Source organism: Rhizobium sp. NLR10b, assembly GCF_019685435.1.
Classification (GTDB): domain Bacteria; phylum Pseudomonadota; class Alphaproteobacteria; order Rhizobiales; family Rhizobiaceae; genus Rhizobium.
Window position 1 is genome coordinate 52,143 of record NZ_JABDWV010000019.1, and the last position, 17,933, is coordinate 70,075.

General features: G+C 61.8%; 15 protein-coding genes. 8 read left to right on the forward strand and 7 right to left on the reverse strand.

Annotated elements, in window-relative coordinates:
• Nucleotide 1: 1 nt before the first annotated feature.
• Entirely contained in the window at nt 2-2,176 is a 2,175-nt protein-coding gene (locus tag HJB91_RS26670; RefSeq protein WP_221156317.1) for a TonB-dependent siderophore receptor, read from the reverse strand.
• Between the two features lie 380 nt (nt 2,177-2,556).
• On the opposite strand from HJB91_RS26670, the gene HJB91_RS26675 reads away from it, so the two are divergent.
• Nucleotides 2,557-3,231, forward strand: a complete 675-nt coding sequence (locus HJB91_RS26675) for a L,D-transpeptidase (protein WP_210632123.1) — start codon at nt 2,557-2,559, stop codon at nt 3,229-3,231.
• A 14-nt stretch (nt 3,232-3,245) separates the two neighbouring features.
• The gene (locus HJB91_RS26680; RefSeq protein ID WP_210632122.1) at nt 3,246-3,782 is read left to right on the forward strand and encodes an OmpA family protein; all 537 of its coding nucleotides are present in this window, start codon (nt 3,246-3,248) and stop codon (nt 3,780-3,782) included.
• Between the two features lie 285 nt (nt 3,783-4,067).
• Here the strand turns inward: HJB91_RS26680 and HJB91_RS26685 are convergent, their stop codons facing one another.
• Nucleotides 4,068-4,538: an Hsp20 family protein gene (locus tag HJB91_RS26685; RefSeq protein ID WP_210632121.1), complete on the reverse strand. Its 471-nt coding sequence runs from the start codon at nt 4,536-4,538 to the stop codon at nt 4,068-4,070.
• A gap of 234 nt (nt 4,539-4,772) precedes the next feature.
• A complete protein-coding gene (locus HJB91_RS26690) occupies nt 4,773-7,238 on the reverse strand; it encodes a beta-glucosidase (RefSeq protein ID WP_221156329.1) in 2,466 nt (821 codons plus the stop codon).
• Nucleotides 7,239-7,409: 171 nt separating this feature from the next.
• Here HJB91_RS26690 and HJB91_RS26695 point away from each other — a divergent pair, with 171 nt between their 5' ends.
• Complete coding sequence (locus HJB91_RS26695) at nt 7,410-8,039, forward strand: TetR/AcrR family transcriptional regulator (protein WP_221156339.1); 630 nt, start codon at nt 7,410-7,412, stop codon at nt 8,037-8,039.
• Here the strand turns inward: HJB91_RS26695 and HJB91_RS26700 are convergent.
• Complete coding sequence (locus HJB91_RS26700; RefSeq protein ID WP_221156349.1) at nt 8,036-8,881, reverse strand: carboxylesterase; 846 nt, start codon at nt 8,879-8,881, stop codon at nt 8,036-8,038. The two genes, HJB91_RS26695 and HJB91_RS26700, sit on opposite strands and share 4 nt — an antisense overlap.
• A gap of 131 nt (nt 8,882-9,012) precedes the next feature.
• On the opposite strand from HJB91_RS26700, the gene HJB91_RS26705 reads away from it, so the two are divergent.
• A complete protein-coding gene (locus HJB91_RS26705; protein ID WP_221156351.1) occupies nt 9,013-9,936 on the forward strand; it encodes a LysR family transcriptional regulator in 924 nt (307 codons plus the stop codon).
• Between the two features lie 65 nt (nt 9,937-10,001).
• On the opposite strand, the gene HJB91_RS26710 is transcribed toward HJB91_RS26705, so the two are convergent.
• The 3 genes from HJB91_RS26710 to HJB91_RS26720 form a co-directional block, all read right to left on the reverse strand.
• Nucleotides 10,002-10,886, reverse strand: coding sequence for a DUF6030 family protein (locus HJB91_RS26710; RefSeq protein ID WP_221156374.1), 885 nt, complete (start codon nt 10,884-10,886; stop codon nt 10,002-10,004).
• 350 nt (nt 10,887-11,236) lie between these two features.
• A complete protein-coding gene (locus HJB91_RS26715) occupies nt 11,237-11,959 on the reverse strand; it encodes a response regulator transcription factor (RefSeq protein ID WP_210632115.1) in 723 nt (240 codons plus the stop codon).
• Nucleotides 11,960-11,972: 13 nt separating this feature from the next.
• Nucleotides 11,973-13,211, reverse strand: coding sequence for a sensor histidine kinase (locus HJB91_RS26720; protein WP_221147107.1), 1,239 nt, complete (start codon nt 13,209-13,211; stop codon nt 11,973-11,975).
• A gap of 280 nt (nt 13,212-13,491) precedes the next feature.
• Here HJB91_RS26720 and HJB91_RS26725 point away from each other — a divergent pair, with 280 nt between their 5' ends.
• From HJB91_RS26725 to HJB91_RS26740, 4 genes are all read left to right on the forward strand, one after another.
• The gene (locus HJB91_RS26725; RefSeq protein ID WP_210632113.1) at nt 13,492-14,508 is read left to right on the forward strand and encodes an ABC transporter substrate-binding protein; all 1,017 of its coding nucleotides are present in this window, start codon (nt 13,492-13,494) and stop codon (nt 14,506-14,508) included.
• A 69-nt stretch (nt 14,509-14,577) separates the two neighbouring features.
• Nucleotides 14,578-16,029: a sugar ABC transporter ATP-binding protein gene (locus HJB91_RS26730; RefSeq protein WP_210632112.1), complete on the forward strand. Its 1,452-nt coding sequence runs from the start codon at nt 14,578-14,580 to the stop codon at nt 16,027-16,029.
• The gene (locus tag HJB91_RS26735) at nt 16,026-16,976 is read left to right on the forward strand and encodes an ABC transporter permease (RefSeq protein WP_210632111.1); all 951 of its coding nucleotides are present in this window, start codon (nt 16,026-16,028) and stop codon (nt 16,974-16,976) included. The genes HJB91_RS26730 and HJB91_RS26735 overlap by 4 nt, the downstream gene beginning before the upstream one ends.
• Entirely contained in the window at nt 16,973-17,923 is a 951-nt protein-coding gene (locus HJB91_RS26740; protein WP_210632110.1) for an ABC transporter permease, read from the forward strand. Before HJB91_RS26735 ends, HJB91_RS26740 begins: the two co-directional genes overlap by 4 nt.
• The last annotated feature ends 10 nt before the right edge of the window (nt 17,924-17,933 follow it).

Here is a 17,933-nt window from a genome sequence, read left to right on the forward strand (position 1 = left end):
GCTACCACCGATACTTCAGGGTGCCGGTCATGTTGCGACCCTGGCCGAGGTAGCAGAAGCCCTCGTTGCAGACGGTGTCGCGCTCGTCGGCGATGTTGCGGATGGCAAAGGCCGCCGTCAGGCCTTCGTATTTCTTGTCGGCCGCGCCGAAATCATAAGCGGCGGAGGCGTCGATGTAGAAGCTCGCAGGATTCTTCGACGTATTGGCCGTATCCGTCCAATTTTCGCTGACGTAACGGACACCCGCGCCGACTGACAGACCATGGAATGGATTGGTTTCCTGGAACGTATAGTTGGCCCAGAGGCTTGCCTCATGCGAGGGCGTCAGGGCAGGCGTATTGCCCTCGTTTTCACCGCCTCCCGTCACTTCCGACTGGTTGTAAGTGTAGGCCGCAATGAGATCCCAGCCGTCGGCTACCGCCGCGCGGGCTTCGAGTTCGATGCCTTTTCCGGTTACTTCACCGATCGAGCCATAGGCAAACATCACCGGATCCACCAGCACCGGCTTGTTCTTTTCGACAATATGATAGGCAACGGCCGACAAGAGGATATCGGAGCCGGGCGGCTGGTACTTCACACCGAGCTCGTACTGTTCACCCTCTGTCGGCGCCAGTATCTTGCCTGAGGTCGACCGGTTGGTCACCGGATCGAATGAGGTTGCATAGGAGACGAAGGGAGCAATGCCGTTGTCGAACAGATAGAGTGCACCGGCTTGCCAGGAGAAGGCGCTCTTGTCGACCTCCTCCGAGCTGATCGAAGGCAGGGTCGCATCGCGCGTCTGGTTCACCCATGTTTGCCGGCCGCCGAGATTGAAGCGCCAGTTTCCAGCCTCGATCTGGTCCAGGGCATAAATGCCGACCTGCCGCATGTCGGCCTTGGACGCTAAGATACTATAGTCCGGCGTATCGCCTGAGACTCCATAGGTCGGGTTGGCGATATCGAAGTCGAATGCCGGATCGGCTGCTCCAGCGCCATAGCCAAAGCTCGATTTGAGATTGGTATAGTCCAGCCCGAACAGCATCGTGTGAGCAAGCGGGCCGGTATCGAACTTCGCCTCGAGCTGATTGTCGAGCTGGAAAACGTTCATCTCGTCCCGGATCGCATTCGTGCCACGATGTGCAACGGTCCCTGTCCAACCGGTAACACCGAGGTAGCGAGCCCTGAGATCGAGATGCGAATAACGCAGGTTCTGCCGGAAGGTCAGGCCATTGTCGAATTCATGCTCAAATTGATAGCCGATCTGCTGCTGCTTGACCTTCTGGTAGTCGTAGTCGGGGTCGCTCGCCCTGAGTTCATGAATCTTACCGTCCAGGGTCGTGATCGCGCCGACGTTGGAGTCGGTCTCGTCGGATTGCACAAGGCCGTAAACCGTGAAGGTCGTGCCCTCGTCGGGCTTCCAGGTAAAGGACGGCGCCAGGAAATAGCGGTCGTCGGCAATATCGAAATTGGTATCGCCACGCCGGGCGAGGCCGACGATGCGATAGAGGAAATCGTCGTTGCCTTCGCTGATCGGCCCGCCGAAATCGAACATCCCTTGCACCCGGTCCTTGGTGCCGTAGGTAATACCGACTTCGCGGATCGGCTCCTCGGTCGGAAGCTTCGAGATCTTGTTGACGAGACCGCCCGGTGATCCAGCACCATAGAGAACGGAAACCGGCCCCTTGATCACCTCGACGCGCTGCAACTGATAGGGATCGGTTCGGAACATCCCGTAGTTCATGTAGGGCTGGCGCAGGCCGTCACGAAAGTCTCCGACCGTCGTGACGTTGAAGCCGCGAATGTAGATCTGGTCGAAACGCGGATCGAAGCCATTCGGTCCGGTCGTCACACCGGCCGTATAACGCACCGCCTCGATGATCGACTGGGCGCCGCGCTGCTCGATTTCCTTCTCGGTGGTGACCGAGATCGAACGCGGCGTCTCGACGAGCGGCGTGCTGATCTTGGTCGCACCCGCGCTGTTCTTGGCGGTGACGGATGTTCGGTCGGTCTTGCTATCAGAGGCTGCACCCTGGATGACGATGGGCTCCAGTGTCGTCGCGGTGTCCCCTGCGGAGGTGCTCTGAGCGGAAGCCGGCGATGCTGCAATGCCGATCAGGACGACCGCAGTCGTCGCAAAAAGGCTCTCTCTGTAAATTCGCGATACATTATTAGAAACGTTCAAAAAAACACGCGCCATTACCTGGTCCCTACGTCACGGATGCGGGCGGAACCTATGAAGCGAAGTGGAGCTTGTCAACATAAGATGAGTTTTGTTGTCACCTTTTAATTCGATGGTCCGTCTGTGACTGTCATTCGCGAACAGGTTGCACGCAGATCGTCTGAACCGCTCGGAGGGCACACCTCCGATGCGGGCTCCAGCCGCTCCTCCTGTCCGTTCCCGAACCCGTACCCAGACTGCATAACCTTATCCCAGCCGGAGTAACGACCGAAGCAATACAGCTTCAGAAGTCCCCAATTCCCTACCGTTCTTGATCGGAAGAGAAGTTTCCTATTGAGGCAAACAAAAAATCTGGTTTACTGCACTTCGCTTGTTGGCTTTCAGGGGGAGTTTAGCCGATGGTGTGGACCCGCAGGAGTATTATGCTCGGTGGATTGGCGTTGCTGGGGACCGGCGCCGCCAGCAAACCGGCAGCCGCCGCGGCAGCTTCTTATTTCGGCGGCGCAGCCGTCGACAACGGCGTGACATTTCGCAGCACCAATTTCGCAAAAATCGACAAGCGCTGGCATCGCCAGGTCGTCAAATATTTCAGCAGCGAGCCGATCGGCACCGTTGTCGTCGATACAAGGCACCATTTTCTCTACCTGATCATGGAGAACAAGACCGCCATCCGTTATGGCGTCGGGGTCGGCCGCGAAGGCTTCAAATGGTTTGGCCGCGCCACCATCGACGCCAAATCGCTCTGGCCGCGCTGGACGCCGCCGCCGGAGATGCGCAAGCGCCATCCCGAACTGCCGGAATTCGTCTCGGGTGGCTCACCGAAGAACCCGCTTGGGCCCCGCGCCATGTATCTGCATCGCGACGGCGTCGACACCGGCTATCGGTTCCACGGCACGCTGGAGCCATGGAGCATCGGCAAGGACGCCTCCAGCGGCTGTATCCGCATGTTCAACGAAGACGCCATCGATCTTTATCAGCGCTGCCCCATTGGCACCGCTGTACAGGTTCTGCCGCATATTGCCGACCAGGCTGAGGGCGCCACCCAGGTTAGCGAAACAACTCCGGTCGAATGAGGAATATCACCCCTATGTCTGCGATGATCGGATACACCAAGCGCCTCGCTGGCGCAGCCATGCTCTTGGCGCTCGCCGCCTGCTCCACCACCGAGGTCGCCTCCCTGGAAGAACCGGCGGCGGCGCCGATGACCGGGCAGACCAACGACCCCGCCCCCGGCTTCGAGAATGTCGCGCAGGGCAGCGAGGAGGATTTCATTCTTAGTGTCGGCCGACGGATCTACTTCAAGCAGGACTCCGCCGCGCTCGATGCCGTCGCCATGGCCACCCTGGATAATCAGGCGGCCTGGCTCAACAAGAACCCGACCTGGCTGCTCAAGCTTCAGGGATTCGCCGACGATTCCGGTTCCGCCTCCAAAATGCAGACGCTCTCGCAGAAACGTGCCGATGCGGCGATGGCCTATCTGACCTCGAAGGGTGTGGACCCCAAGCGCATGTGGGCCAAGGGCTATGGCAACGACCGCGAAGTCCGCGACTGCACAGAGCGCTCCTGCAAGGTGCAGAACCGGCGCGTGGTCACCAATCTGCGCACTCAGCCTGATGCGGTCTGATTGCGCCCATAGGAGGGACCGAACAAAGGCAGGCTTGGTCCGCAAGGGGTTGCGGCAAGAGAATTCGAGGGGATCATTCGTGCACAAGGGCCGGCCCCACGGCGCCGGCCCCAGTTGATGTGAATCCCTGTTCAGGATCGCGCTTCAGAAACCGCGTCCGCGCTGCGGAGCTTGCTTAACGACTTCGAAAACAGAGCCTTAGCCGCATTTTTCGCGCTGCTTCCGCGACGTTTCCTGATCTCCACGATAAACGGCTTTATCCGGGACTTCATGGAGAGGCTCTCCTTAAGCCACCTGACGCTCGGCTTCGATCTGAAGAGGCGCCTGCTGAAAGGAGCCGTCTCCGATGGCGATCTTGCGCGGTTTCATGGCTTCGGGCACTTCACGCTTCAGCGCAATCGAGAGAATACCATTCGTCAGCGAGGCATTCTCGACCCTGACGTGATCGGCGAGCTCGAAGCGGCGTTCAAATGCGCGCCCGGCGATGCCGCGATGGAGATATTCGCCGTCCTTGCCGTCGGCTTTTTGCCCCTTCACGAGAAGGACGTTCCGCTCCTGGGTGATGTCGAGGTCGCCTTCGGCGAAGCCGGCCACTGCCATCTGAATGCGATAGTCGTCTTCGCCCGTCTTGACGATGTCATAGGGCGGCCAGGCCTCGATTGCCTGCAGGCGCTGCGCATTGTTCAGGAGATTGAAGACACGGTCGAAGCCGATGCTGGACCGGTAAAGGGGGGCGAAATCAAGTTCGTTTCTCATAGCCATATCCTCCGTAAAGCAACATGGGTTGGAGACGCGTCGGAAACCTGCGTCTCCGCTCTGATCATCGGCCCGCTTTTGCGCTGCCGACGACGATGATCTGGTTTCGCACGATTTTCGATTCAAGAGGAGAATCTAAAAATTTTCAGTCTGCTTTATCCGGCAATCCGGAGCACCTCTTGACACTGTTTTCATTCAACTCAACGATAGGCGCCTGGCCGTTCGATATCGGAATCATGAGGTCGAAGGCGGCAGCACGTAGCCGGCTGGCGACGGCAGGTCGATCACGGATCTTGCGTCCGCGGCATTCGCCGCCAGGACCAGCTGATAATCACCCGGTTCGGCTCGGAAGGCGCCGGCCTCGATATCGAAATAGGCCAGATCGCGTGGCACGATTTTCATGACGGCTGTGCCTGTTTCGCCGGGTTGCAGCGAGAGCTTTGCGAAGGCGCGCAGTTCCTTGTCCGGACGTTCCACTTTGGCTAACGGTGAGCGTACGTAGAGCTGGACCAGTTCCGAACCTGGCCGGTCGCCTGTATTGGTGACGTCAATGCTGACGGTTATGCCGTCCGGTCCCATTTCACGCACCGAAAGCCGCGGCTCGCCCCAGCGGAAACTCGTATAGCCGAGGCCGAAGCCGAAGGGGAAGAGCGGTTCGACCGCGCTGATATCGTGATGGCGGTAGCCGACGAAGACGCCTTCGGCATAGTGCACATGCCCGTCCTTGCCGGGATAGACGGCAGGATCGCCCGTGATGGCGGAATTGTCGGTCAGCGCCTTGGGGAAGGTCTGCGGCAGGCGGCCGCCCGGCTCGGCATCGCCGAACAGAATGTCGGCGACGGCATTGCCGAGTTCCTGGCCGGGATACCACATCTGCAGCACGGCGCGGACCTTGCCGAGCCAGGGCATCTCGATGGGACCGCCGGTCTGGAGCACGACGACGGTATTGGCGTTGGCGGCAGCGACCTTCTCGATCAGTTCCTCCTGCCGGCCAGGCAGCCGCATGTCGGGCAGATCAAGTCCTTCCGTGTCCCACTCGCCGTCGCGGCCGACGAAGAGCAGCGCCACGTCGGCATTACGGGCGGTTTCGACGGCGGCCTCGATATCGGCCTCGCCGAGCGGCTTTTCGACGCCGAAACGGACGGCGATGAGGTTGATCCCCTCCTCGCTCGCCGTGGACGGCTCATATTCGACGGTGATTTCGTACAGCCGGCCCGCTTCCAGGCTCATCCCACCGCGCTGCTCGTCATTGGCGGTGCCGAAATAATTCTCGCCGCGCGTCCAGCCCCCATGGCCATCGACCGTGAGCTCACCATCGACGAAGAGCCGCGCCAGCCCGGCATTGGTCATGCCGAAGACATGTTCGCCGCTCTCCTCCGGCGCGTATTGCATCACCATCCGGGCCGAGAAATCGGCGGGATCGAGTTCGCCCGACGGCAGCTCGAACCAGAAGAACTCGCCCTTGTCGACGGTCTCGACATGAAGGGGATTGCCCTTGCAGCCGCGCCCCTTGAAATATTCGACGGTGATCTTCCCTTTGAACACGTCGATCAGCCGGTTGTGGCGGCAGCCGACCGCATGGCTGATGCTGTTGGCGTTGGAAAGGGCGGCGCGAATGCCTTCGAGCGGGCTCACCGTATAATGCGCTGCGATCTGCGCGCTGCCGCCGCCCATGACACGGGCGGTGGCCGCATTCGGCCCAATGACGGCGATCCGGTCGAGCGAGGTCTTGGCAAGCGGCAGCATGCCGTCATTCTTGAGGAGGACCGCGCCTTCGGCACCGAGACGCCGGATCAGCGCCCGGTCCTCGGGCAGGTCGATCGCCCGCTCCGTAAGATCGGGTTTGCTCTTAAATGCGCCGACCCGCTCGAGCAGCAGCAACATGCGCCGTGCTGCCGCACGCACCGTCGCCGCTTCCACCTTGCCCTCACGTACGGCCGCAACCAATTTCTCGCCGCGGTCGCGCGCCGGACCCGGCATTTCGAGATCGAGGCCAGCATTGATCGTCTCAGCCGTCGAATGCGAGCCGAACCAGTCGGACATGACGATGCCGTCGAAGCCCCATTCCTCGCGCAACACCTTGGTCAGCAGCCAATGATGCTCACTCGTATAAGTGCCGTTAAGGCGGTTATAGGAGGACATGACAGCCATGACGCCGGCGCGGCGCACCGCCTGCTCGAAGGGCGGGAGATAGATTTCGCGCAGCGTCCGCTCGTCGATATCGGACGACATAGTCTGCCGCTCGATCTCGGATTCGTTGCCGGCGAAGTGTTTTATGGTCGCCGCGATCCCCTCGCCCTGCACGCCCTCGATATAGGCGACGGCGAGTTCCGATGTCAGCATCGGATCTTCGGAATAACATTCGAAATTGCGGCCGTTGAGGCCGGAGCGATGGATATTCACCGTCGGCGCGAGCACCACGGCTGCTCCCTTGCTCTTGGCCTGGCGCGCAAGGGCAATGCCCATCTGCTTGACGAGATCGGGATTCCAACTGGCGCCGAGCGCGATTGCGACGGGAAAGCAGGTCGCCTTGACACCGGCGACCAGCGAACCCGAGCCGCGGGCGCCGTTCGGCCCATCCGTCACCTTGATCTTCGGCACGCCGAGCCGCTCGACGGGAACGGTCGTCCAGAAATCGGCGCCTGACAGCAAGGAGACCTGCTCTTCGAGCGTCATCCTGTCGAGAATGGAATCGATCATGCAAACCTCCCCAAAAGACCGCGAGCATCGCGCCTATTAAACCTACCGATTACTCGGTATTTTTAAGATGTCAATCCGACGGGCGTGATGTAAGGAGTGAGCAGAGAAGATATCGGCCGAATGATTGCGGATCGGCGCATCACCGTTAAAAGAGTGTGACGGGGGAAAACGATGGCGGAACAGAAGGCGGGACCGGAGGAAAAGCGACGGCGCCGTTCCCGCAAGGGAGAAGAGCGCCGCGCAGAGATCCTGGCGGCGGCGATGCGGCGCTTTGCCGAAGACGGCTATCAGAATGCCGCGATCGGCGATATCGCCCAGGATGTCGGCCTGTCGCTGCCCGGTCTCTTGCACCATTTTCCGACCAAGGTCGATCTGCTGCTCGCCATCCTCGCCAAGCGCGATCGCGATAGCGCCGATTTCATCGGACATTATCGCTCCGATCTCCGCGGCTTGCTGAAAGGCATGGTCGAAATCTTCCGCCGCAATGCCGGAATGATCGAGGTCATCAGAGCCTTCGCCATCCTGAATGCCGAGAGCTTGATGAAGGACCACCCCGCCAAGGCGTGGTTTCTCGCCCGCGCCACGGAGATGCAGAAGGATATTGCCGCGACTTTCCAGCGGGCGATCGCCGATGGTTTGATCGACAAGAGAGTCGACAGCAGAGCGATGGCCGCCGAGCTGATCGCCGTGATGGACGGCCTGCAGATGCTCTGGCTGCGTGATCCCGATCGCTTCGATATGGTCGGCGGCCTGGAAGCTTATGTCGGTCGCTTGTTGGCGAGCCTCGGCCTCGATGGCTAGACACTCTCTTCATCGAAGCGCGTGAGCCAGATCATGATGCGATTGACGGATTCGTGATATCTTTGCCCGACCAACAAGCCCGTATGCGTCGTGCCCCAGAGACCGAGATACTCGCCGCCGATATGCCGGGCCGTCGCCTGCCCTCGCCGATCGGCGGCGGCGTCGTTGACAGCTGAGATGACCAGGCTGGGGCAGGTGATCTTGCCGCCGTCGATGGAAATCCCCTCGGCTCCGCAATGAAAGGAAAAAGCGCCGAAGGCTCTGGCGGATTCCATGGACAGGTACCTCCGCTGGAAGGCGATATCGTCGGGCGTTTCGTCGGGGCTGGATTGCTCTTCACGCACCGGCGCGGGAATAACGACGCCAGGTATCTCAGGCGCAAGATCCTGGTAGGGCACCTCGTCATGCACCTGCCTGGAGATGCTGGAATCGATCAGCACCAGCCCGGCGATCTCCACGCTTTCCGCCAGTTTCTGGCTGAGGATCCCTCCCATGCTGAAACCGATCACGACAGGAGCGACGGCACATTCCCCAGTGATTGCGGAAATTGCCTCAAGAATGTCTTCCAGATAGTTCTCGAATTCGACCTTCGTCAAATCCACCGACCGGCTTTTGTAGTGGCCTCGCAGATTGATGCAGTAGGAGGTCCATCCCGCGGCTATGAAGTGCGGGATATATTTGCTCCACATCCAGCTGCCGGTGTAAGCGCCGTGGACAAAAAGGAGAGGCGGTCGACCGGCCTCATCCGAGCGATTGTTCCCAGGAAAGATTTCCAGGAACAGGTCGTTCTCTCCGATATATCTCGCAGTGTGCTCCGGCAATTCTTTCGTGTAGTCCCGCATGCCATCCACTCCTTGACTGGGCAGCCCCATCCGTTCCGGCTGCCGAACAAAGGATATTTGTTATGCAATGTTGATCAATCGCCGTAAGTGGACTTAGATAAAGGACAAAATGTCTCCAATCGGATCTTGCCGTGGATAGTCTCGCGAGCCTCTTCGCCTTCGTTCATGCGGCCGAACAGCAGAGTTATGTCGGAGCTGCGCGCGTTGCCGGCGTTTCGCCGTCCGCGATCGGCAAGGCCGTGGCGCGCCTGGAAAACCGGCTCCATGTGCGGCTCTTCAACCGCACGACGCGCAGCATCAGCCTGACCGAGGAAGGGGCTGTCCTCTACGAGCGCTACAAGCGCATCATCGACGAGATACAGGACGCGGAGGCAACCGTCCTGCAAAGCCGAAAACGCCCAAGGGGGCGCCTGCGCGTCAGCGTCCCGCATATCGTCGGGCACCATCTGCTGATGCCGATGCTGCCGGCCTTTGCCGAGCGCTTCCCGGAGATCGAACTGGATGTGGATTTCGAAGACAGGGTCATCGACATGGTCACGGAAGGTCTGGATGTGGTGGTGCGCAGCGGCGAACTTGCCGATGCGCGGCTGATCGCCCGCCATCTCGGCGAGCAGCACTTCGTCGTGTGCGGCAGTTCCGAGTATTTGGAGCGCCATGGACGGCCTGAGACGCCGGGCGATCTCTTCAAGCACGCCTGCATTCACTTCAAATATCCCTCCAGTGGCCGCCTGGCACCCTGGGCGTTCAGCGCACCATACGAGCGGCTGCTTCTGCCAAAAAGCCTGACATTCAACAATACAGATGCAGGGCTGCGGGCAGCACAGGATGGTTTGGGCCTCGCGCATCTGCCCGTCTATGTCGCCGAGGCAGCCATGCGGGCGGGAACCCTGAGCCCCGTCCTCACTTCCTTCATGGTGCCCTTCGGTTCGCTCTCGCTCGTCTGGCCGTCGAACCGCCAGCTATCGCGCAAGGTCCGCGCTTTCGTGGACTTCGTGGTCGAGACCTGCGCCGCCCGGCCCGGCGCTTTTCGGCCGGCAGGCAGCCTGTCGCGCTGATCCGTTGCCGCGCATACCCGAGGCGGGTCCACTTTCCCTATTCACAGCACTGGGGGCTTTGGTGCTCAGCCGCAGTTCCGGCTTGGTCTTGGATCGGAACCGGCACTTGCTCCGTCAGTGAGTGCCATTGGCCGATCTGAACGCGCCGATCCGGTCGATGCGGATAACGTTTGCGGGACGCGCGGATCCGTCGTGGCCAGCCAGCGGTCTGCCGAAAAATACGCCCTGGTCCTTGCCTGCGAGCCCGGAGTCGCCTTGAGACCAAGAGCAAAATTAAAGATGTTTTTGCTGCCGGCTTCGAGCGTGAAGCTGAGATAAGAGCCAAATCGCTCGGTCTCTACCTGGCGAAGGCTTCGGATCGACGCAAGCGCATCTTCAAAATCGCGCCAGCACGCCTGCTTCACAATGATCTCGAAAATGCGCAGCACATCAGGGGCGAGGCGCCCCCCAGCGTCAATCGCCGGCCCGACGATCTTGGCGCGGATCTCAACAATATGACCCGCTTCATCTCCACGAACCCTGAGGAAGGTAGAGCTGAGCGGCCGCACCTCGTCCCGTTCGTAGATGCGCTGAAAATAACATTCATAATCGCGATTGCGCATCGATGCGGCTTTCCATTCGCTCACCTCGATGCCGGCCTCTCGAAGAGCGCCACAAATATTCGCGCCTGAGACCAGCCACATCCGCAGAAACTGACTTGCCAAATCGAGCTTTGGAAGCTCCATCAGATGCCGCGAAATGGGCATCGGCGGAAGAGCAGAAGGAGCCGACGCATGGGAGTCGGCAGCTACGGGTGATGGTCGGGCTGCCTTATCGAGGCCTGCATACTCAAAGTGCTGAACCGGGCCTGCGGAGTGGCGGATTTCACGGTAAAGAACAGCGGTGCCTGCAAGAAGTAAAATGGATATTGAAAGCGCCGACCAAAAAAGCCAGCGGCGGCGGCTCCGCAATGGGAACTTCCACTGCCGGGGTGGGCTGCCACGAGGAGGATGGACTGCTGAGAACACTTTATCCACGGCGTCACCTCGCACACTTGCGACCAGCGGCGTTGGCCGGCGAACGGCCAATCAGCCGCTGCGCCACGTCCTTCCAAGGCGAGCAACGATGTCAAAGCGGGCGCCGTCGACTCACCTCGACCCCGCGATTCTGATATCGAGTATATTAGGCGTCAAGCAAGAACCCTAGCTATGCGCTCACCACCGATCCGAGGCTTTTTCAGTTGGCGACAGACGAGCGCGGGCCGAGCCGGAAAGGGAGACTGCAACGCCTCGCTACTGCCGCATTCACGCCGCGTCGGAGACTACTTTCCGTCGAGCCATTCCTGCAGTTCCGCCTCAGCCCGTTCCAGAGCGCTGTAGTTCAGAAGTTTACGCAATAAAGCAATCGTGACAGCGCGGGCGCGGAGATTGAAGCGGCCGTCCTCGTGGTCGTCGCCAGCCGTCTGATAGACGTCGAGCTTGTCGTAGAGCTGCTGCAGGCGGTTCTGCACGCTGCGCAGCGACAGGCTCCGGCGTTTGGCGATGGCCCGGTCGGTTAGACCGAGGGCTATGTCGACGAGGATCTCGTATTCGGAATCGGTGAAGCCGTTGGTCTGGCCGAGGCTCTTCTGCTGCAGGCCCCGCACCTCCCGGTCGATGACGCACTGGCTCTCGATGAAGATCGACCGGAGCGCAAGCTTCAGCCGCTCGTCGGAAGCGGATTTCAGCACATAACCATAGGCTGCGCCATCCGGCACAATGCGCGAGACGCCGCGCACATAAGCCTCATCCGAATAATTCGACCAGAACAGGATACGGGTCTCCGGTCGCTCCTTCCAGATCGTCCGCGCCGCCTCGATGCCGTTGCGGCTCGCCATCTGCAGATCCATGACGATATGCGCCGATTTGTGGTCGCGGGCGAGCTTCTCGCCGACGGTTCCGTTCTCCGCCTCGATCACCGTGTCGCATTCCGGCAGGGCGGCGTTGACAGCCTCGTGCAGGTAGGACCGGTGCAGCGGGTCGTCCTCGACGATCAGAACCTTCATCGTGTCTTTCTCCTCAGTCTGGCTCGCCCGCCGGGCCGTTCGGCGCCAGCGGCAGCACGACGCGCACCGCGGTCCCGCGATGATTATGGCCGGGGCCGATCGTGAAGCGCGCCGAGATCAGCCGCGCGCGTGTCTTCATATTGTCGATGCCGCCGCCGATCCGTCCCCGCGTCTTGGCAAGCCCGGTCCCGTCGTCGGAGATTTCGATCAAAAGCTGTTCGTCGTCTGCTTCGAGCCGCACCATGATCGCCAGCGGCGCGGCATGGCGCACCGCATTATTGATCGCCTCCTGCGCTATGCGGAACAAGGCGACGCTGACGGTCGGTTCCAGCCTTTCCAGCGCCCCGTTCGTCTCGTCGGTAAGGCCGCATTCGATGCCCGATCCGGTGTCGCGGGTCGATCGGTCGAGATGATGCTCGATCGCCTGGGCGAGGCCAAACAGCTGGAGCACGGAAGGTTTTGCCTGTTCGATGATCTGCCGCAGATCCTGCATGCAATGCTGCAAGGACCGAGAGACGGGCTCGAGCGCCTCCGGGGTCACCTCGCCGTTGCGCGACAGCCGATCGATCCGGCGAGCAAGTCGCGTCAGGTCGGCGAGCGTCTGGTCGTGAAGGTCCATGCCGATCCGCTGACGTTCCTGCTCCAGCGCTTCGGTCAGCTTCAGCGCGCCCTGACGCAGCCCCTCCTCGCGAGCGCGCGCCTCCGCCTCGACGATCGCCGAGCGTTGCGCCTGCTCGGCTGCCTGCAGCGCGAAGAAATAGGGTGTCAGAAGGTCGGCGATGATGCGGGCGCGCTCGACGTCCTCCATCGTATAGACGCCCGCCCTGTGAGAAGAGCAGGAAAGTGCTGCGATGATCGTACCTTGCACCTTCATCGGAACATGCAGCCGGCTCCTCAGCGATTGCTCGACGATCGGCCGCTTGAACGCGCCCTCGAAATGGAAGCGCGGGTCTTTCATGGCATCGTCCGAAAGCAGAAAATCGACCTCACCCCGCAGCAGCGAGCGGATGGGGCTGTTGACCACTGGCGCGCCGGCGATCTCGCCCCAGGCGGTCTCGATGCCCGTCTCATAGGCCGTGTGATAGTTGCCGCCCTCGAGCAGCACGCAGACGTCGAGATGATCGTGCGGAATGATGTGAGCGACTTCAGCCGCGACCGAACGGATCGCCGAACGGAAGTCGAGTTGGCCCGCGAGCAACCGGGAAATGCCGAGATAGTGGTCGAACAGGGCTGCCGGTGCGAGATGCAGCATTGTCAGTTCCTCCCCGTCACGACAGGCTCCTCAACCCGCCGTAATCATTTCCCAGTAAGCGCCCGCAAATGGGCCGCCGTCTTGCATAAACCCGCAGCTTGTTGCGCAAAACCCGCAAACGAGTTGCCGCCTTGCCCCTGTACAGGCCGGCTGATCTCCCGCATCCTGCCCTTACTGAGAGGAGGAAGCTCAGTGCAAGAACAATTTTCACTCGGGGCCCGCTTGAGCCGGCAGGAGTGAAGCGATCCCGCCGACCGGCGCGATCATGAGGGAGGAAGACATGACAATCCGTAAGATGCTTCTGGCATCGGCCGCCATTGCTTGCGCCGCCATGCCCGTTTCCGCCTTTGCCGACACGTCGGCCAAGAAGATCGCCCTTTCTAATAACTATGCCGGAAACTCCTGGCGCCAGGCCATGCTGACGAGCTGGGGCAAGGTGACGGGCGAAGCCGTAAAGGCTGGCGTGGTCGCCGCAGCCGATCCTTTTACCACCGCCGAGAACCAGGCGACGGAGCAGGCGGCGCAGATCCAGAACATGATCCTGCAGGGCTATGATGCGATCGTGCTGAACGCCGCCTCGCCGACAGCGCTGAACGGCGCAGTGAAGGAAGCCTGTGACGCCGGGATTACCGTCGTCTCCTTCGACGGCATCGTGACCGAACCCTGCGCTTGGCGCATCGCCGTCAACTTCAAGGAAATGGGCCGCAGCGAGGTGGAGTATCTGTCGAAGAAACTTCCCCAGGGCGGCAATCTGCTCGAGATCCGCGGCCTTGCCGGCGTCTTCGTTGACGACGAGATTTCGGCCGGGATCCACGAAGGCGTCAAGCAGTACCCGCAGTTCAAGGTCGTCGGCTCGGTTCACGGCGACTGGGCGCAGGACGTGGCGCAGAAGGCCGTTGCCGGCATCCTACCGAGCCTTCCCGATATCGTCGGCGTGGTGACGCAGGGCGGCGACGGTTATGGCGCCGCGCAGGCGATTGCCGCGACCGACCGGAAGATGCCGATCATCATCATGGGCAACCGCGAAGACGAGCTGAAGTGGTGGAAGGAACAGAAGGACGCCAAGGGCTACGAGACGATGTCCGTATCCATCGCGCCCGGCGTCTCCACGCTGGCCTTCTGGGTCGCCCAGCAGATACTCGACGGCAAGCAGGTCAAGAAGGATCTCGTTGTGCCTTTCTTGCGCATCGACCAGGACAATCTGGAGGCCAACCTCGCCAATACCCAGGCTGGCGGCGTCGCCAACGTCGAATACACGCAGGCTGATGCAATCAAGGTCATCGAGTCGGCAAAATAACTCTCCCGACTGCCGCGCGGCCGTAAATGGCCGCGCGGCATTCTTTGCGAGCAGGCATGGCGGGGCAGCATGGATGAGGTTTTGAAGGCGGTGATCGCCGTCGATGGCGCCAAGGTGAGTTTCGGCGCGGTCAAGGCGCTCGACGGCGTCACGCTCCGCGTCATGCCGGGCGAATGCGTCGGGCTCGTCGGGCACAATGGCGCCGGCAAGTCCACCATCGTCAGCGTCATCAATGGCGGCCTGACGCCGCATGAAGGAAGTGTGGCGAGCGACGGCGAGCGGCTGGAGCGTTACGGCATCAATGCGGCGCGCGCCCGCGGCGTTCGCTGCGTCTTCCAGGAGCTATCGCTCTGCCCCAATCTCTCCATCGTCGAGAACACCCGCGTCATGCATCGCCATCTCGGCGGTTTCGGCTGGCGCAGGCGTGCCGCCAACATCATCGAGAAGAGCCTCGACACGGTCTTTCCGGGCCATGGCATCGACAGCGGCCGGGCCGTCGGCGATCTCTCGATCGCCGAGCGGCAGATGGTCGAGATTTCAATGGCCTTTTCCGATGCCGGCACGCCGCCGCGGCTGGTCATCCTCGACGAACCCACTTCGTCGCTCGATGCGAGCCTTGCCCGCCAGATGCTCGACCATGTCCGCCGCTTCACCGCCACCGGCGGGGCCGTCATCTTCATCTCGCATATCTTGCACGAGATCCTCGAAACCTCCGACCGCATCGTCGTGATGAAGGACGGCCGCGTCGTCGCCGAACGGCCGGCGCAGGGCTTCGACCATCACGGCCTCGTCGAAGCGATGGGCACCGTTGCGAAGGAGGAGAGCGGGCAGCGGGCGGCGCGCGAACAATCCACCGCGCCCGTCATTCTGTCGCATCAGGCGAGAGGCCTGCCCTTCGCGGCACGCAAGGGCGAGATCGTCGGACTGGCAGGGTTAGCCGGCCACGGGCAGACCGAGCTGCTACTTGCTCTGCACGCCGCCCAATCCGGCAATTGGCTGCCCGAGCGCGATCCGCTCGTTACCTTCGTCGCCGGCGACCGCCGCCTCAACGGCGTTTTCGAACTTTGGAGCATCTTGCACAACTTTTCCGTCGCCTCGCTCGGTGACCTGTCGCGGCGCGGCCTCATTCTGGCTGACAAAGAGGAGAGCAAAGGCACGGACTGGAAGCGGCGGATCGATATCCGCACGCCCGATATGGAAAACCCTATCCTGTCGCTTTCCGGCGGCAACCAGCAGAAGGTGCTGTTCGCCCGCGCCCTTGCAACACGCGCGCCTGTCGTGCTGATGGACGATCCGATGCGCGGCGTCGACGTCGGCACCAAGCAGGAGGTCTACGCGATTATCCGCGAGGAGGCGGCGCATGGCCGCACCTTTATCTGGTACTCGACCGAAATGGACGAGGTGCGGCTCTGCGACCGCGTCTACGTCTTCCGCGAAGGCCGCATCATCGCCGAACTCGCCGGCGATGCCGTCAACGAGACGAATATCATCGCTGCCTCCTTCGAAGGGGTGGCTGCATGACGTTCCGGCTGTCGTCCGACGCCTTGCGTCTTGCCATTCCCGCCTTGTCGCTGACGCTGCTGCTTGCCGCCGTCTTCTGGCTGCAGCCGCGCGCCATGAGCTATGTCGGGCTCAATCTGCTGTTCAACCTGGCGGTGCCCATCGCGCTTGCGACGATCGCTCAGATGCTTGTCATGGCGGTCAACGATCTCGATCTGTCGATGGGCACCTTCGTCAGCTTCGTCGCTTGCGTTACCGCGACCTTTCTGCGGGATGACCCGGTGACCGGCGTCCTGATCCTTGCGGGAGCGATCGCGGCCTATGCGGGCCTCGGTGTCATCATCTACCTGCGCGATCTGCCGTCCATTGTCGTCACTCTCGGCATGAGCTTCGTCTGGGGCGGCCTTGCCGTGCTGCTGCTGCCGGCGCCCGGCGGCCAGGCGCCGGACTGGGTGCGCTCTCTGATGACCGTCAAGCCGCCGCTGGCGCCGATGGCGATCGTCGCCAGCATCATCATCGCCGCCGTCGCTCATCTTCTCGTCATGCGCTCATCGCTCGGCGTGCTGATCCGCGGCATCGGCGGCAACCAGCGCTCGGTCGAGCGCGCCGGCTGGTCGATCGTCGCCGCCCGCGCCGCCGCCTATGGCCTGGCGGGCTTCTTCGCGGTGCTCGCAGGTATCGCTCTCGTCGGCCTGACGACGTCGGCAGACGCCAATATCGCGCTGCGTTACACGCTGCTGTCGATTGCCGGCGTGATCCTCGGCGGCGGCGAGTTCATTGGCGGGCGTGTCTCCCCCGTCGGGGCCGTCATCGGCGCGCTGACGCTGACCCTCGCCGGCTCGTTCCTGTCCTTCCTGCGCATCTCGCCGGACTGGCAGATCGGAGCCCAGGGCGCGATCCTGATCATCGTGCTCGCGCTTCGCCTGATGCTGAACCGCCTGGAGAAACGGGAGAAACGCCGCCGATGACTCCCCTCCTCAGCCTTTTCGGCAAACCCTGGATCTGGTCATGGTTTGCCGCTTTCATCGTCTGGTTCCTGACGATCATGGTGACCCTCGGCGCCAGTACGCTCGGCCTGTCGCAGGCAGCCCTCACTTTCGCCGCCTTCTCGGTGATCGTCGGCATCGGCCAAATGTTCGTCATCACGCTCGGTCCCGGCAATATCGATCTGTCGGTCCCCGCCACCATGACACTAGCCGGCACGGTGGCGCTGAAGCTGATGAACGTGCAAAACGGCTTGATCCTGCCCGGCTTTCTTGTCGCCCTCCTCATTGGCCTCGTCGTCGGCCTCGGCAACTACGCGCTGATCAAGGCGCTCCGCATTCCGCCGATCATCGCCACGCTTTCCATGAGCTTTATCGTGCAATCGGCGGCAATCTGGACAAACCGCGGCTTGCGCATCAAACCTCCGAGCATGCTTGCGGAATTCACTACCACGAACACGCTCGGCGTACCGAACGTCGCGATCGTCGCGCTCCTCATCTCGCTGCTCGCCTGGTTCCTGCTCGAGAAGACGATCTACGGGCGCTGGATCTCGGCGATCGGCCAGAGCATGCCCGCCTCACGCATGGCCGGCATTCCGGTCGACGGCACGCGCTTCGTCACCTACCTCTTCTGCGCCGTACTTGCATCCGTCGCGGGCTACCTGCTCGCCTGCTTCTCGGGCGGCGCAGCACTCAACATGGGCTCGGAATATCTGCTGACCTCGATCGCCGTCGTCGTGATCGGCGGCACGGCGGTGGCCGGCGGCGATTCCAACGTACCGGGCATCTGGGGCGCGTCGCTCTTCATGTTCCTGGTCGTTTCCATGCTCAACACCTATGGGTTCGGCGCGGGCATCCGCCTCATGATGACCGGCCTCATCATCATCAGCGTGATCATGCTCGCCGGCGGCCGCCGGGCCGGCATGCGATAAACAGGAAAAC